The organism is Agrobacterium sp. SORGH_AS 787, assembly GCF_030819035.1.
Classification (GTDB): domain Bacteria; phylum Pseudomonadota; class Alphaproteobacteria; order Rhizobiales; family Rhizobiaceae; genus Agrobacterium; species Agrobacterium larrymoorei_B.
This window is the reverse complement of sequence record NZ_JAUTBG010000001.1, coordinates 238,590-254,851: the sequence shown is the minus strand read 5'-3', so window position 1 is coordinate 254,851 and position 16,262 is coordinate 238,590. Positions and strand designations below refer to the sequence as shown.

Here is a 16,262-nt window from a genome sequence, read left to right as displayed (position 1 = left end):
CAATGTCCGATCTGGGGTTCTTCAGACCGAACCACGCAGCAAATTTACCGATCGCTTGGCACTTGGTAACTGTCATAGGTCGACGGAAAAGCAGGAGACCTACTCTGCCGCCACCGCAGTTGCTATCGAGCGGCGTTGAACAAGCAGATTGGCCTCGTTGACGGCCTGATCCACGCGTGCGCTGACGTTGGGGGACGGGACACCTTCTACGAAATCCCGGCTTGAAGCATAGATGGCCGTTGGGGTCACGAAGGCCTCGAAGAAGGCGAAAAGGGGTCGCAATTGGTGTTCCACCATCAGCGAGTGACGGTCTCCTCCGCCTGTCGCGGTCAGCAGGATCGGTTTGCCGCGTAAATCCGCAGGGTCGAGCAGGTCGATGACATGCTTGAAAAGCCCTGTATAGCTGCCCTTGTAGGTCGGAGAGCCAATGACGAGTGCATCGGCTTCAATGATTGTCTGTACGCGCTTGCGCGCCTGCGGGTCGAGATCGGCGACCGAGCGAGCCGACAGCAATGAGGGGCCTAGGTCCTCGATATCGAAAACGACGTGGTCGAGGCCAGCGCGCTGTGCCAGAGCCTCAGTGACGCTTTCGACGAAGCGTCGCGTGCTGGAGGGGCGTGTCGTGTTGCCGGAAAAGCCGACGATGAGGTTATTGCTCATTGAAAATCCAATTGATCTGGTAAAGCTTTTTCGCTTGAGTTTTGCGCTTCACGCCGTTTTTACGATGGCAAGACTGGGCGGGTATGTTCGCACGCTTTCGCCCTTGTTCCAACGGTCAAAGGCAGCCTTGCCAAGGATCGCAACGGAAGTGTCCTCCTGGGGGGCGTGGACGAGGACGGATTGAACGTCGCGGAAGTGGCGTTCGAGGCCCAGGTCTTCGTTGAGACCGGGATTGCCGATGCCGCGAACGGCGATCTGAACCGCTTCCCTGATCTGGCGTCCGGCAAGAAGCCGCGCGCGGATCAGGCGCTCGGCATCGCTCAGATCGCCATCGAGCGCTCCGAAAATGATCTGTCGCGCGCCGGATACCAGAAGGTCGATTTCACCGGAAAGCGTGATGAAGCGCTCCGTCTTGGCAATGGGACGGCCAAGATTGGTTGGAACACGCTCGTGGGCGAAACGAATGAAGGCGTCCTGAGCGGCTTCTGCCGCGCCGAGATAGATCGCTGTCAGCGCAAGCGTCATGGCGGCATGGCCTCGATTATCCTGTTCGGCGACCGAAGGATCGACGAGATCAAGCACGTTTTCCGCCGGAATCTCGACATTGCTGTACTCGACGTCGTGCGAGCCGGTTGCCCGCATTCCAAGGCTTTTCCAGTTCTCGATAATGGTGATACCGGGCAGGCCGTTTGGAACGACGAAGGTTCCGACACGCGGCTGCGGCTCATCCGTATGAGCCCAGACGAGAAAATGTGTGAGACCATGCGCGCCGGTGACGAAACGCTTGCGGCCGGAGATCGACCAGCCATTCGCCGTTTTCCTCGCAACCGTGGCCGGAAGGCCGCCGCGTGCAGGCGAGCCGAGTTCGGGCTCAACGCGAGCGGCGTTCAGCAAGAGTGGCTTTTGCCTGGCCTTCGACAAGAGCTCCTTATAAAGCCCCTCCGGCCAATGTCCTCTCTTCGCCTGGGCCAGATGATTGAACAGGGTCATGGCGGTGATGAGTGCGACGGATGGATCGCCGCGCCCCAATGCCGCGAGAATATGCGCCGCCGTGCTGAGCGTCCCGCCCTGACCGCCATAGCGCGTCGCGACGGTGCTTTCGAGAAGCCCCGCCCGATGAACCGCGCGTATGCCGGCCCAGGGGAATGTGCCGGTGCGATCCGATTCCGGTGCGGCCTCAGCCACCTCACGAACGGCGTAATCGAGTGTGATGGGATCGTAAGACATGCGGGCAACGACCTTATGGCTGAGGGAGCGAGGCAGTGTTTCGCTGCGGCCACCTCTTTGACTTGAGAGGAAAATCCGTCCGATCGAGGCACCGGACGGCATGGTTGCGGCATGGCGCTCAGGCGGCCGCCTTGCGCTTGGCGTCCTCACGCTCGCGGATGCCGTCGCGCACCAGAGGCAGGATGTATCGGCCGTAATCGACAGCATCGTTATAATTGTCATAGCCGCGGATCGAGATCAGATCGCAGCCGAGATCGATGTAATCGAGGATGGAGTCTGCGATGGTACGGGGCGATCCAACAAGCGCCGTCGTCGCGCCGCTTGCATTGGTGGCGGTCACGGTGGGATACCAGAGCGCCCGGTCATGTACATCGCCGCGCTTGGCGATATCGAGAAGCCGTTGGGAGCCGATATTGGCGGGCGTCGCCGCATTGAGAGGACTGCGGGAGAGACCCTTCTGGCGGTTGGCGTTCAACTGGTCGAGCACGCGATGCGCCTTCTCCCAGGCAAGGTCATCGGTCTCTGCCACGATGGGACGGAAGGTGACCCAGATGCGCGGGCGATCCGTTCGTCCCGCTTTTGCCGCTTCGGCATAGATACGGTCGATCTGTTCCTTGGTTTCTTTCAGCGGCTCACCCCACAGGCCAAAGATATCGCAGAGCGAACCGCCAATGCGGTAGGCCGCATCGGACGAGCCTCCGAGCGAGATCGGGATCACGCCATTGGTCGGGCGAACGGAGCTGCGGAACTGCTTGAACTGGTAATACTTGCCGTCGAAGTCGAAGGGGTCTTTCGATGTCCATGCCAACCGTAGAATGCGGATATACTCTTCCTGGCGCTCATAACGCTCTTCCTTGTTAAGAAAGTCGCCTTCACGCGCCTGTTCTTCATCGCTGCCGCCGGCAATGAAGTGAACGACGACGCGTCCCCCACTCAGCTGATCGAGCGTCGCAAGCGATTTGGCCGCAACTGTCGGGTAGACGGTGTTTGGCCTGAGCGCGACGATGATCTTGATGTTCTTGGTATGGGCCAGCACCGTGGCTCCGATCGTGAAGGGATCGAATGACGACGACGAGTAGGGGATGAGTGTGTAGTTGAATCCGTAGTCGTCCAGCGCACGCGCATAGCGTTCCAAAAACTGTGGATCGACCGGCGCATCGGGAATAGGGTTCAAATCATTGGACGCGTTGGGAAAACTGACGCTGATGAATTCCGCAGCCATGGGAGCTCCTTGAGGTCTCTGTAAATCTGCATCAAGGCTAGAGGGACGGGAGCGAGCGAGGAAGACAGGTCTTTCTATTTCTATGGAAATTGTAGAAAATATTGCCAGCCCGTCTCCCGCGAGCGAAAACCTCGCGGCCCCTATTCCTGCCCTTCGTGATGTTGTGTGGCCCGCCATCCTAGAGAGGGAGCGACCGTGGTGACGAAATCCGTGAGCAATCTGACATTTTCGGACAGTCCAAAGGCAGGAGGCAGGAACAGCACGAGTTCGTCTGCCGCTGCCAGTCCCGGATCACTGAAGACCCGATCTATTACCTCATCAGGCTTGCCCTGAAAGACGGGAGAAATCATTGCTCCCGCGGGCGGGCCTGCAGGCGGCAACGCCCCCTTCGGACGCGATGCTCCGATCCCGGCCGTGCGCCGCTCAAGATCATAGGCTGCATAGGTCGCGCGCAGTTCCGGGGTCGTGCTCACCAGAATGGATGCCGCCACGGCAACCGGCGGCGGTGTCGTCTTCCAGAGGCGAAGCCAGTGGCTGCGATATGCCTCGATGATCCTTGCCTGATAATGGCCGAAGCTTTCTCCGTCCTCCTGATCGTGCAGGACCGTTCCGCAAATGAGGCCGATGCCGAGTTCGGCGGCCTGGATCGCCGACGCGATGCTGGAAGAGCCTTGCCGGATGCGGCTTCGCAAGCTGGGGCTATGCGGCGTAACGCGCAACTCAGCCCCTGGAGCAGCGCCTTTGTCCTTCTCCGTAACAGTGTGAAGAACTTCCCCGGAGATGGCGGCGAGAAAGCGGGACTGACGACGCTTTGCCTCTGTTCTGGCGTCCGTCTCGACCGCGCCGAAAACGGCATCGAATGCCCCGTTCGCTCCCGTCGCAAGCGCAAGCTCCAGTCGACCGCCAATCAGAAGATCGGTGGTTCCTGCCGCCTCGGCCAACAGGATGGGGTCTTGGTAGCGCATGGGAATGACGGCAGAGCCAAGCGTGATGTGGCGCGTATGTTGTCCGGCGGCCGCGAAGAAGGGCAGGGGCGAAGACAGGTAGTGGTCGAAATGGCGTTGATAAGCCCAGCCTGATTGATAGCCGAGCCGTTCGGCCTGCTTGAACAGTTCGATACCCTGCCTCAACCCTTCGGCCGGGCCGTCATCGTCATTGAACGACACCCGCGTGTTGAAACCGAGCCGTTGCTTTGGCCGGAAGGAGGCGGGGAGGTTAAGAGACGGCGCCGCCATATTCATGCGGTGTACTCCTTTTGACGGGCAGGCCGGATAGAAGGTGCAGCGGACGTTCCAGCCGTGCCGGACGGGATCGAGTTCAAAAGCGACAGGGTGTAGTCGTGCTTCGGATTGCCAAAGACGTCCGAAACGGTGCCGTGCTCGACGATGCGTCCCTTCTGCATGACCGAAACGGTATGCGCGAGCTGACGAACCAGCGCCAGATCATGCGAGACGAAGACATAGGTCAGGCCGAGCTTTGCCTGGAGCGACAAGAGGACCTCGACAATATCGGCCTGGACGCTGACATCGAGAGCCGAGGTCGGTTCATCCAGCACGATCACGTCTGGTTTGAGAATGAGGGCGCGGGCGATCGCCACACGTTGACGCTGCCCGCCGGAAAGGGCGGAGGGCTTGCGCTGTAGCAGATGCTCGCTCAAGCCGACATCGGCAAGCGCTTGCCTGACGGCGGCAGCGCGCTCTTCGCGCGTGCCGATCTGGAAACGGTCCAGCGGCTCGCAAACGAGCTGCTCGACCTTCCATGTGGGATCGAGCGATGTAAACGGGTTTTGATAGACAAGCTGAAGATGCCGCCATACGGATCGAAGCGACGAAACGTCCCTGCTGCTGACTTGCTCGCCTGCGACAGAGATCGACCCGGTTTCCGGCTCGTCCAGCCCCAGCAGCAGGCGGATGGTCGTCGTCTTGCCGGAACCGGATTCGCCGACTAGCGCGTGGGTCGTGCCGGCGGCAACCGAGAAGGAGATATTGTCCACCGCTGTCAACATCTTGCCATCGACGGAAAAGCGCTTGGTCACGCCGTTGACGGAAATTTTTGTCTTACCCTTATCGCCGAGGCGATCGAAACCGGGATCGCGCAAGGTCGCATAGCGGCTCGGATTGAGCGCGGGAACGTCGCCATGCAGCTTCCGGGCATAGGACGAGGTTGGCGAGGAGAAGACGGCAGATGTTCGCCCCGCCTCCTGCACGGCGCCGCTCTTCAACACGATCAGGCTTTCGGCCCGTTCTGCCGCGATCGCAAGATCATGGGTGATGAGCAGCATGCTGATGTTCAGGTCTTCCTTCAACCGCGACAGCAGGTCGAGAATGCGTTTCTGCACGGTGACGTCGAGCGCCGAGGTCGGCTCGTCGGCGACCAGAAGCGAGGGCCGTGGCAGGATCGCGAGGGCGATCAGCACGCGTTGCAGCATGCCGCCTGAGAGCTGGTGTGGATAGGACTCGAAGACGCGTTGCGGGTTGTCGAGACCGACCTTTGCCAAAGTATCGAGGATCAGCGATTTGCGCGCCGCCGGGTCTGCTTGATCGGACAAGGCAGCAGCCTCCTGAGCCTGTGATCCGATCGTCCTCACGGGGTTCAGCGCGTTCGCCGGGTCCTGCGGAACAAAGCCTATGTCACGGCCTCGAAGTGGCCTGAAACGACGCTCCGAAAGTCCGAGAATATTCTCCTTTTCGAAGAGGACACGACCGGAGGCGCTTGCCCCATTGGGCAGAAGCCTGAGCACCGCCTTGGCGATTGTGGATTTGCCAGAGCCTGATTCTCCGATCAGCGCGAGGCTCTCGCCCTGCAGGATCTCAAAGCCGAGATGATGGACGACTTCTTGCCGGCCATAGGAGACCGAGAGTTCTTCCACTTTCAGCAGAGATGTCGCAGGCACGAGTGTTGGAGCGGTGAAATCGGTTTTCTGAAAGACGGGTTTCAATGCGATTTGCGAAGCCATCGGCTGATCCTGTTTGCAGAGAGGACGGTCACGATCGTTACGAACGCGGGCGCATAAACGAGCCAGGGCCATTTGAGATAGTCCTTGCCGATCGAGATCAGCAGGCCCCAGTCGGATGAGGGTGGTGGGTCGCCGTAGCCAAGGAAGGCAAGGCTGGCGATGACGAGAATGGACTCGCCGAATTGCAGCACCGCAAGCGGCAGCATGGAGCGGGAGGCATTTGGAAGAACGTGGCGAAGGACGATGAAGCCGCGCGAGCCACCGAGCAGAAAGGACGCCTCCACAAAGGTTGCCTGACGCGTCTTGATCACTTCGGCACGTGCGACGCGGGCAAAAAAGGCAATCGCCGATATGCCCGTTGCGATCGCTGCGTTGATGGTCTCGAAGCCGATGGCGGTCACGACGATGACGGCAAGCAGGAATTTCGGGATCGATAGCAGCACATCGACAAAACGGGCGAAAACGATATCGACCCACCCCCCGAAGAAGCCTGCGAGAAGGCCGATCACCCCTCCGATGACCACACCGATGACGACGGCCACGAGCGCGCTGGAGACGGAAGATGCCGTGCCATAGACCACACGCGAATAGACATCACGTCCCAGATGATCCGTTCCGAACCAATGCTCTAGACTCGGTGCGAGCAGCTTGTCTGCCGGAACGCCATTAATAGGGCTGTGGCTGGTGAAGAGTTGCGGCGCGACCGACCAGGCAACGACGATTGCGATGACCAGAAAGGAAAGCGCGACGGTCGCCGGGATGTTGAGACCTTTCAGTCGTTCCAGCGGACTGGCAGCGGAGATTGTATCGGAAAAAAGGCTCATGGCTTTGCTCCTGCTTCCAGTGCGGGGGCACCGTCATTGGCGGCCCTCTGGCGGCGTTTGCGGTCGACGATGAGTTTCACCCTCGGATCGAGAAGCGGATAGAGAAGATCTGCGATCAGGTTGACGACGACGAAGACGACAGCGCCGAGCGATACGATGGCTTGCAGAACCGGCAGGTCCTGCGTGCTGACCGATCGTTGCACCAGGCTGCCGATCCCTGTGCGCCCGAAGACGGTCTCCGTGATCAGAGAATTACCGAGAAGTTCACCCACCGTGAGCGCGATCACGGTGACGACCGGAAGTGCAGCGGGCTTCAGAAGATGGCTGGTGAAGAGGCGAGAGGGAGGGATGCCGCGACTGCGGGCGACGGCTGCATAATCCTGCTCAGCTTCGTGATCGAGATTGGCGATCAGCACTTCGGCGATCTGTGCGGAAAACGGGATACCGATAGTGACGGCGGCGAAGAAAGTCGCCCAGAAACTGTCGGGCTCGATAACGCGAAACAGTCTCAGATGAAAGCCGAAGAGGTGGATAAGGAACAAACCGATGACGAAATTCGGCGTCGATAGAAACAGCGAGGGAAAGGCGCGCAGCACTCCTTGCCCATACTTCTTCGGCACCACCTGCGTTCCATAAGCCACTGCGAATGCCAAGGTCAGTGCCACTGCAATGCCCGAGGCGGCAAGGACCAGCGTTGAAGGCAGGACCTCGGCGATCAGCGTCGAAACCTGCCGGTTGGAGCGCATCGACATGCCGAGATCGCCGGTCAGAAAGGCCGAAAGCGAATTCCAGAGCTGGACGAGGATAGGCTTGTCCAAGCCTTGCGCTGCAATGATTTCGGCGATTTCCTGTTCGGTAAAGCCGTTTTGCGGATTGCGCAGCACGCTTGTGATCGGGTCGCCAGGCAGGATGCTGACGACCACGAAGGTGAAGACATAGGCCAGAAGGATGACGATGATCGCCTGGCCGAGCCGCTTGGCGGCGTAGGTAAGGTATGCGTTGCTCATAGCGTCACCTCCTGGCTTTCATCTCACTCGGACAGGTCGGAAAGGTAGGCGGTGTAGTAGCTGGCATAGGCAATGCCGTTATAGACCTCGCCCTTGAGCTTCGGTGACTGAACGTAGATGCGCTGAACGATCTGCGTCCGCGGAATGAAGTAGCCCTGCTCCAGGACATATTGCTGCAGCTTGTCGAGCAGCGGCTTGCGCTCTTTGATCGAGCCCGCACCGGCGATCTTGTCGCGTAGTTCGTTCAGCACGCTGTCGCGCTCATCCAGTGCAAACCAGTTTTCACCATTATTGGCATTGGTCAGGATGCTGGCGACCGTGCCTGCGTCGATGAAGCTGCGCGTGACTTCGTAAGCTGGAACCGCAGACCCGCCGAATTTGACCTTTTCGCCGAAGGTCACGACGTCGTAAGCGCGGATATTCACCTTCCAGCCCACCTTGCCAAGCTGCTGGGCAATCAGCTCATCGACCGACTTGGAGGTTGCAAGATAGGGGTTGGAGTGAAGGGTGATCTCCAGCGGTTTGCCATCCTTGACGCGCACACCGTTGGCACCCTTTACCCAGCCCGCTTCATCCAGAAGCTTTTCCGCCTTGCCGGGGTTATAGGCGAGCAGGTCGCTATGGTCGGTCGCGCCGGGCACATTGCTCTGAATGAAGGAGGTCGCGAGCTTCCAGTCCGGCGTATAGACCGTGTCGATGATCTCCTGGCGGTTGATCGCCGCCTGAAGCGCCTGGCGAACCTTCACATCGTCGTAAGGCGCAAGCTTGGTATTGACCGCCCAACCATTGACGAAGCCGAGATAGCGCGGCGTGGCGATTGTGAAGCCTTCTTCCTTCAGCGACTTCAGTTCCTGGGGAGAGGCATTATAGGCGACATCTGCCTGGCCGGACTGAACCGATGCCACGCGAAGCGATGGCTCGGAAACGAGCTTATAGGTAATGCTGTCGAGATAGGCAGGACCCGTATGGCCGACCGCAGCCGGTCCCCAGTTGTAATCCTTACGCTTGACGAGGGTGACGTGATCGCCCTCCTTCCAGCTTTCCACGACATAGGGGCCGCTGCCAACCGTTTTGCTGAGGTCCGCCTGGACGCTCGCAGGCTGGTCGATCGTCTTGGGAGAGATCAGGATCGAGCCGTGATAGCCGAGCGTCGGAATGAAGCCGAGCGTTGGCTTCTTGAAGAAAACCTTCACGGTTTTCGCATCCACGGCTTCGGCACGGTCATAGGTTTTGGGGAAGAGGCCGATCGGGTTGATGCCTTCGTTCTTGCGGCCCGCATACCAGATGTTCAGATTGGCAACGACAGCATTCGCGTCCAGGGGTTCGCCGTCCGAAAAGGTCACGCCGCTCTTCAGGTGAAGCGTGAACTCCGTCGCCGTGTCGTTCTGCTCCCACTTCTCAGCGATCCACGGGCTCACCTTGCCCTCGGCATCGACATAGACGAGCTTGTCGGTGACATGGCCCCAGATGTGGCCCTGAAAGCTCGATATGGCGCTGTTGTTGGGAATCCATGTATCGCCGAGGGAGTCGATGAGGAATGTGATATCGCCGCCATCATGCGGGCGGTCCGCTGCCTGTACTGGCAGCGGTGTCGTGGCCGAAAGGAAGAGCGCCGCGGACGCTGCGATCGACGCCGTGACCAGCAGCTTGCGTCGGGAAAAAGAAGGCAGTGAGAGATGTCTGACCATGATGTAGTCCTGAGTGAAATATTGAAAATCTTGGGATGATCTGGCTGTCGAACGGGCCCGAAAAGCATACGAATGTCCGTTCCCGCCGCGCACGCGACGAGATGTCGAAAGCCTGTCGATGAAAGAAAGAGCGTGCTGTTAGCGCTGGCCAGAACGTGTCGAACGCTTGCCAGCGTTAAGAGCGCGCTCGCTTCTACATAGTTCGGTCATGAGCAGCCCCCTTGCGTTGATCTGTTTATCTTGACGCCTAATCTAACAGCGACGCGGCAGAGAGAAAGACTGGTTGTTCTTTTTCTATAGTTTTAGGGGATTAATTTGCCGCCATTTTCGCTGCTGGTTGGATTGCTGTTTCAGCGTCGGCTGGAACCAGTGCCGGCCGGCTTTGACGCGTATCGGCGTGAGACCGCCAATTCCTCGCCGCCCGTTCCGAAAGTGATGGCCTCGAAGATTCTTACCTTCGGCGGTTCGCCCGCATAGCGCTCGACCTCGACCCTGGCAATCTGGCCGGTCGAGCCCTGTGCGAGCTTCGAGGTGCCGGTATCGCGGGTCAGCATGTTGGGGTTGCCGTGGATGCACATCGTCCGCTTTGCCGCGGGATCGTCCGGCTCGAACCAGGCGCCCGTCGAAAGCTGCAGAACGCCTGGCATCACGTCGTCGCTCAAGAGCGCGCCTGCAAGGCAGCTGCCTCTTGCATTGAAGAGTCGGACAATATCGCCCTCGGAAATACCGCGTCGGCTGGCATCCTCCGGATGGATACGAACAGGCTCTCGCTCTTTGACCTTGGTGGAACGGCTGAAATCGCCGTAGTCGAGCTGGCTGTGCAGCCGCTGCCGGGGCTGGTTGCAGACGAGGTGAAGCGGATAGTGATCCGCTTCACCGTCAGTTTCGCTTCGCGCCGGGTACCAGCGTGGATGGCCCTTGCAGTCGTCATAACCGAAGCTCTCGACCGTCCTTGAGAATATCTCGATCTTTCCCGAAGGTGTCGGCAGCGGCGCGGCCTCCGGATCTGCCCGAAAGGCATGGGCCGGGCCACCACCATCAGCCTTCGTCGGCAGGACAAGCTCGCCGCGCTGCCAGAATGTTTCGAAATCCGGCGCGTCGTGGCCCTGCGCTTCCAGCGCCGAGCGGGTTGTTTCGTAGAGAACGGCCAGCCATTCGCGGCTGCTGCGCCCTTCGGTAAACGCATCTGACTTTCCGAGTTGCTGCGCGATTCCGGCGAAGATATCGTAATCGTCTCTTGCCGCACCGACGGGATCGATCAGCCGTTTCATTGCAATCATCAGGGGGTCGCGGTCTGCAGCGCCGATATCGTCACGTTCCAGCGTGGTTGTGGCCGGAAGCACGATGTCGGCATGTCGCGCCGTCGACGTCCAGGCAGACTCGTGAACGATGATCGTCTCGGGACGCTTGAATGCCGCACGCAGGCGATTGATGTCCTGATGGTGATGAAACGGATTGCCACCCGCCCAATAAACGAGACGGATATCCGGATAGCGTAAGCTGTGGCCGTTATAGTGAAACTCTCCGCCGGGATCGAGAAGCATATCGGCGATCCGGGCGCAGGGAATATAATCTGCGACAGGATTTTTGAACTGGTTGAGTGTCGGTAGAGGAACCGCCAGCAGCGTCTTGCCGATATTGCCAAGCGCGCCGAGCGAGTAGGAAAAGCCGCCGCCATCGAGCCCGATCTGGCCGAGCATCGCTGCCAGCACGATCCCCATCCACACCGGCTGTTCGCCAAAATCGGCTCGCTGGAGCGAGTGACTGACGGTGATCAGGGTGCGGTTACTTGCCATTCTTCGCGCAAGGGCTCGGATCGTTTCAGCATCGATCCCACAGATTGACGCTGCCCAGTCCGCGCTCTTCGGCCGGCCGTCTTCTTTTCCCAGAAGATACGTCTCGAACGTGTCGTATCCCACGGTGTAGCGCCGGAGAAATGCGTGATCATGTAGCCTTTCGGTAACAAGCGTGTATGCCAAGCCAAGCATAAGCGCGACGTCGGTGCCGGGTGTGATCGCCAGCCATTCAGGTTTCAGGTCTTCGGCAAAGTCGTCCCTCAAGGGACTCACGGAAACAAAGCGAGCGCCCCGCTTTTGGGCGCCCGTCAGCTTTTGCCGGACCAGATGCTGGCTGATGCCGCCGCCATGGACGTCGGCATTGCGGATCGCCATTCCGCCGAAGGCCAACACAAGTTCCGTGCTGCGCTCTATCGCGTCCCAGGTAACGCTCTTTCGGTCGAAGCTGTCATACGGTCCAAGGACATGCGGTATGATGACCATCGCCGCGCCTGAACTATAGGTGTTGACGGACCGTACATAGCCGCCCAGCACGTTCAAGAAGCGATGGATCTGGCTCTGCGCATGGTGAAATCGCCCCGCACTTGCCCAGCCATAGGAACCGCCAAACACTGAAGCCGGGCCATGGCGATCATAAATGCGGGCGAGCTCTGCCGCAACGAGCGCTTCCGCCTGTTCCCAGGACACTTCCACGAACTCGTCGGCGCCGCGCCGGTCTCTGTGATTGCTACCGGCTTCCAGCCATCCGCGTCGGACCGCGGGATTTCGGACACGCGCAGGACTGTCTGCAATGGCAGGCAGATTACCGAGCAGGGGCGAGGGGTAAGGATCACCTTCGTGCGGTCTGATTTCCAAACGGCCATTGGCAAGGCGTCCGGAAAAAGCGCCCCAGTGAGAACTGTGGGATTTGAAGACGTTCATTGTGACCTCTCACCCTCACGGGAGTTCAAGCGCGCTGTCCGGCCAGAATTTTTCCGGGATTCATGATTCCAGCGGGATCGACAGCCTGCTTGATGACCGCCATCAGATCGACCGCATCGCCATGTTCTTCGCGAAGATAGGCGATCTTGCCGGTGCCGACGCCATGCTCGCCGGTGGAGGTGCCGCCTGCCGATAGCGCGTAGCGAACCATCTTCTTGTTGATTGCCGCGACCTCGGCAAGCTCTTCGGCGTTGGCCGGATCGACCGCGAAGACGACATGGTAATTGCCGTCCCCCACATGCCCGAGAATAGCGGCTGGAACGCTGCATTCCTTTAAGAGCTCTCGCGTGGCGACGATGCAGTCGCCGAGCTTCGAGACCGGCACACATACATCCGATGACCAGCCCTTGGCGTTCGGTCTCTGCGATACTACAGCATAAAAAGCGTTGTGGCGGGCCTTCCATAGCCGGTTACGATCCTCAGGGGTGTTTGCCCATTCGAAATCCTGCCCGCCATTCTCTTCGACGATTGACGACACCATCTCGACCTGTTCCTGCACACCCGCAGGCGAGCCATGAAACTCAAAGGCCAACGTGTCGCGGATTTTGAGATCGAGCCCTGAATAGTCGTTCACGGCTTTGATCAGTCCGCGGTCCATCAATTCCATGCGCGCCACCGGGATGCCGAGCTGTACGACCTGGATGGCTGTCGCGACCGCCTGATCGACATTTTCGAACGAGCAAAGCGCTGCCGAGATGGTCTCCGGTATGCCGTAAAGGCGAAGCGTGATCTCGGTGATGATCCCGAGTGTGCCTTCAGAGCCGACGAAAAGCCGCGTCAGATCGTAACCTGCCGAGGATTTTCGCGCCCGGCCACCGGTCTTGATGATCTGTCCGCTCGGTAGCACCACCGTCAGCCCGAGGACGTTTTCGCGCATGGTGCCATAGCGCACCGCATTGGTGCCGGAGGCGCGGGTGGCGGCCATGCCGCCGAGTGAGGCATTGGCGCCGGGATCGATCGGGAAAAATAATCCCATATCCCGCAGGTCAGCATTCAGTTGCTCCCTCGTCACCCCGGCCTCTACGGAGCAATCCAGATCTTCCGGGCTGACGCGGAGGATCTTCGACATGCGCGAGAGATCGATGGATACGCCCCCTTGAACCGCAGCGAGATGTCCTTCCAACGAAGTCCCCGCACCAAAGGCGATAACCGGCACGTTCTGGTCAGCGCAGAGCCTGACGATCTTCGACACTTCCTCAGTGGTTTCGGCGAAGGCGACGGCATCGGGAAGGGCGGCTGCGTAATGGGCTTCGCCTTGCCCGTGTTGCTCCCGCAGAGCAGTCGACGTGGAAAATCGCTCGCCAAGCAAACTCTGCAAGGATTGCGAGAGGGCGGTGGACAATCTGGTCATGAATCATTCCACTAGATGCGAAACGTCGGCCGCTCTCTTGAGGTAGACGGGCTGCCAACGCCTTCGCTATGTTGCCGTTCAGGCTGCGAGACGTTCACCTTGAAGATGGCGGTCCAGGAATGGAAGGCTGTCCTGGCCCCAGTAGAGCTCATCCTCATAGCGGTAGGTCGGCACGCCGAAGACACCTGCCGCCTTGGCGGTTTCGTAGCTTGCCTTCAGTTGCGCCTCTATTGCCGGGCTTTGTCCGAGTTCGTCCAAGGCGGCACCATCGAAGCCCGCTTGATCGGCAATCGCGCGTCGAATGGCCGAATTGCCGATATCTTCGCCGCGCACCCAGAATGCCTCTTGCAGCGCCAGCGTCAAAGTGAGCCAGTCTTGCCCGGCCTCGATAGCGGCCGCTACGAGAGCACCAGCCGGTGTCGGATCGGCAAGAGCCGCCCGGTTGTCGAAACTAAGCCGCTTACCGCGCAAAGCGGCCCAGCGTTTGAGGTCTTTCACCCAATAGGCCCGGCGTATCTCTGGCCGGTTGCGGGAATAGATGGCGCCATTTTCCTCGATCAGCGGAATGACATGGGGCTTGATGGTCGCGCCGTGTCTATTTGCCAGTGCCACAAAGGGCTCAAGGCCGATGAAGGCCCAGGGTGAACCGATGCTGAAGAAGTAATCGATGGTCTTTGTCATCATGCCTGCTTTCTATGGGTCTGGAGAAGAGGGGAGGCCGTATCGAAAACGGCAAGCGCGCAATCGCGCGCCAGCAGGACGGCCTGTGGATCGCGCCCGACGGCAACGGTCGCAAGCGCTCCCTCGTAGAGAAGTGAGAGATGGGCGGCAGCCAGATCATCGAGGATTTCTGCCTTGCCCAGAACGACGGAGAAAATGTCGCGGACCATTGCCTTGTGACGCCGGGCGACCGAGCAGACTTTCTCAGATTCGCCGTGTTCGGCGACGGCGAGCGCGAAGGCGCAGCCGCGAAAATCCGGGCTGTCCGCTTTCTCATAGAGCCGTTCGAAGATCGATTGGATTTGCTCTCTGGGAGACAGCGCGGAGGATAGAACCTCGGTCAGAGACTGTATAACCCGCTCATGGCGCGCTGAAAGATAGGCGGCAACGAGATGATCCTTGGAGGGGAAGTGGCGGTAAAGCGTGGCCTTCGCGACCTTCGCCTCCTCGATGATGCGGTCGATGCCGACGGCCCTGATGCCCTCGCGATAGAAAAGGGTGCCGGCCGCTGTGATAATGTGGTCAGATATGGCTTCTTTCATTGCACCACTTCACGCTGCCGAATTGAAATTACTGGTAACTGTACGCCCTGGATGTATTGCAGGGCCTCCACGGGCCGGTTCTTCGCTCCGATCCAGTAGCGCGGCAATCGTCTCCAGCGGCAGCGGTTTTGTGAACTCGGCCTTTTCGGCAAGCTGACCTGCCAGACGTTGAACGGCTTCATTATGAGGGGTCGGAATACCGTGAAGACGCCCAAGAAGCACGATCTCGCCATTGAGGAAATCGACCTCGCTCGAGGCCCCCCGCGTAAAGCTTTGCCATGTCGATTGCTGGCCGGGAGCAACCCCGCTGTCGGGCGCGATACGCCAGTGGGAGATATCGATGCTACGCTCTGACGGTGATGCGAGAGTGTATCCCGCGGCGTGCAGTGCCTGCGTTGCCTCTTGAACGAGCGCCGTACTGATCTGTTCGCGAAGGGCAACGTCACCATCGAATAATTCCAGCACATTGCGGACATTGTGGAGCAGCTTTGCTGCCTTCCACCGGGAAATATCGCTGACGGCTTCGGCCAGATATCCGGCCTTGGTGAGGTCGGCGGCGATCTGGTCGCTCAAGGCATCGCGTCCTGCAGGAAAACGCCCGACCGTGACGATGCCAAGCACAGGGTCTCCCGCGACTGCAACTGTGCCGGTCTCGGTGAAGAGGGCAGGCGTCAGAATACTTGCCCCGTAAACATTGGCAAATGTTCGAAGAGCAGCGGCCTCGGTGGCAAGACCATTCTGGAACGTGACGATGGGCAGGGATGAGGCTGCCGGCAGGTGTGAGCCGGCGACGGCGCGCCACGACCAGTAGGCAAGCGCACCGGCGGCATCCTGGGACTTGACCGTGAGCAGGAGAATGTCGCCCTCTCGCAACTCTGACGGCTCTGCCAGATCAAAGGCCGCAAGTTTGATCTGTCGCACGCCGTCAGGTCTGCGGAACGTCAGGCCGTGGTCTTTGATGTGTCTGATTTGAGCGCCCCGCCCGACCAGGACATAATCAATTCCGGACAAGGCAAACTGGGCGGCCAGACTCGCGCCGACTGCGCCGGCTCCGATGATGACATAACGTGGCATTTGAAGCCTTCTGCTTGGGTGGGCGATCAGGGTGAGTAGATGAAATCTACGATCACGCCAGCAACCTAGGAAGACCGGTCATTCTATTTCTATTAAATTGGTGGAATAATCTTCCGCGACGGCTTTCGAAGGAGGGATCGGGTTCTTCGACGCTCCCGCGATAAGGTTTGTCAGCGCGCCGATAATGACAATGATGTGCTTTCCGATAGCAACA

13 protein-coding genes are annotated in these 16,262 nt (G+C 59.6%); all 13 read right to left on the bottom strand.

Annotated elements, in window-relative coordinates; genetic code table 11:
• Positions 1-99 precede the first annotated feature (99 nt).
• Positions 100-660, bottom strand: a complete 561-nt coding sequence (gene msuE, locus QE435_RS01070; RefSeq protein ID WP_349039893.1) for an FMN reductase — start codon at positions 658-660, stop codon at positions 100-102.
• Positions 661-708: 48 nt separating this feature from the next.
• Positions 709-1,887, bottom strand: a complete 1,179-nt coding sequence (locus QE435_RS01065; RefSeq protein ID WP_349039892.1) for an acyl-CoA dehydrogenase family protein — start codon at positions 1,885-1,887, stop codon at positions 709-711.
• Positions 1,888-2,005: 118 nt separating this feature from the next.
• Positions 2,006-3,109: an LLM class flavin-dependent oxidoreductase gene (locus QE435_RS01060; protein WP_309769103.1), complete on the bottom strand. Its 1,104-nt coding sequence runs from the start codon at positions 3,107-3,109 to the stop codon at positions 2,006-2,008.
• A 140-nt stretch (positions 3,110-3,249) separates the two neighbouring features.
• Positions 3,250-4,350 (bottom strand): LLM class flavin-dependent oxidoreductase, encoded by a 1,101-nt coding sequence (locus QE435_RS01055; protein ID WP_349039891.1) that lies wholly within the window; start codon positions 4,348-4,350, stop codon positions 3,250-3,252.
• Positions 4,347-6,065, bottom strand: coding sequence for an ABC transporter ATP-binding protein (locus QE435_RS01050; protein WP_349039890.1), 1,719 nt, complete (start codon positions 6,063-6,065; stop codon positions 4,347-4,349). The genes QE435_RS01055 and QE435_RS01050 overlap by 4 nt, the downstream gene beginning before the upstream one ends.
• Positions 6,044-6,889: an ABC transporter permease gene (locus QE435_RS01045; protein WP_349039889.1), complete on the bottom strand. Its 846-nt coding sequence runs from the start codon at positions 6,887-6,889 to the stop codon at positions 6,044-6,046. The genes QE435_RS01050 and QE435_RS01045 overlap by 22 nt, the downstream gene beginning before the upstream one ends.
• Positions 6,886-7,896, bottom strand: a complete 1,011-nt coding sequence (locus QE435_RS01040) for an ABC transporter permease (protein WP_349039888.1) — start codon at positions 7,894-7,896, stop codon at positions 6,886-6,888. Before QE435_RS01040 ends, QE435_RS01045 begins: the two co-directional genes overlap by 4 nt.
• Before the next feature lie 23 nt (positions 7,897-7,919).
• Positions 7,920-9,584 carry an ABC transporter substrate-binding protein gene (locus QE435_RS01035; RefSeq protein ID WP_349039887.1) on the bottom strand — a complete coding sequence of 555 codons (1,665 nt, stop codon included), beginning with the start codon at positions 9,582-9,584 and terminating at the stop codon, positions 7,920-7,922.
• A gap of 350 nt (positions 9,585-9,934) precedes the next feature.
• On the bottom strand, positions 9,935-12,301 hold the full coding sequence (locus tag QE435_RS01030; RefSeq protein ID WP_349039886.1) for a molybdopterin-dependent oxidoreductase: 2,367 nt from the start codon (positions 12,299-12,301) through the stop codon (positions 9,935-9,937).
• Between the two features lie 25 nt (positions 12,302-12,326).
• Positions 12,327-13,712, bottom strand: a complete 1,386-nt coding sequence (locus tag QE435_RS01025) for an FAD-linked oxidase C-terminal domain-containing protein (protein ID WP_349039885.1) — start codon at positions 13,710-13,712, stop codon at positions 12,327-12,329.
• 78 nt (positions 13,713-13,790) lie between these two features.
• Positions 13,791-14,393 carry a DsbA family protein gene (locus tag QE435_RS01020; protein WP_306930261.1) on the bottom strand — a complete coding sequence of 201 codons (603 nt, stop codon included), beginning with the start codon at positions 14,391-14,393 and terminating at the stop codon, positions 13,791-13,793.
• On the bottom strand, positions 14,393-14,974 hold the full coding sequence (locus QE435_RS01015; RefSeq protein WP_306929970.1) for a TetR/AcrR family transcriptional regulator: 582 nt from the start codon (positions 14,972-14,974) through the stop codon (positions 14,393-14,395). The genes QE435_RS01020 and QE435_RS01015 overlap by 1 nt, the downstream gene beginning before the upstream one ends.
• 9 nt (positions 14,975-14,983) lie before the next feature.
• Complete coding sequence (locus QE435_RS01010; protein WP_349039884.1) at positions 14,984-16,048, bottom strand: 2-dehydropantoate 2-reductase N-terminal domain-containing protein; 1,065 nt, start codon at positions 16,046-16,048, stop codon at positions 14,984-14,986.
• Positions 16,049-16,262 lie beyond the last annotated feature (214 nt).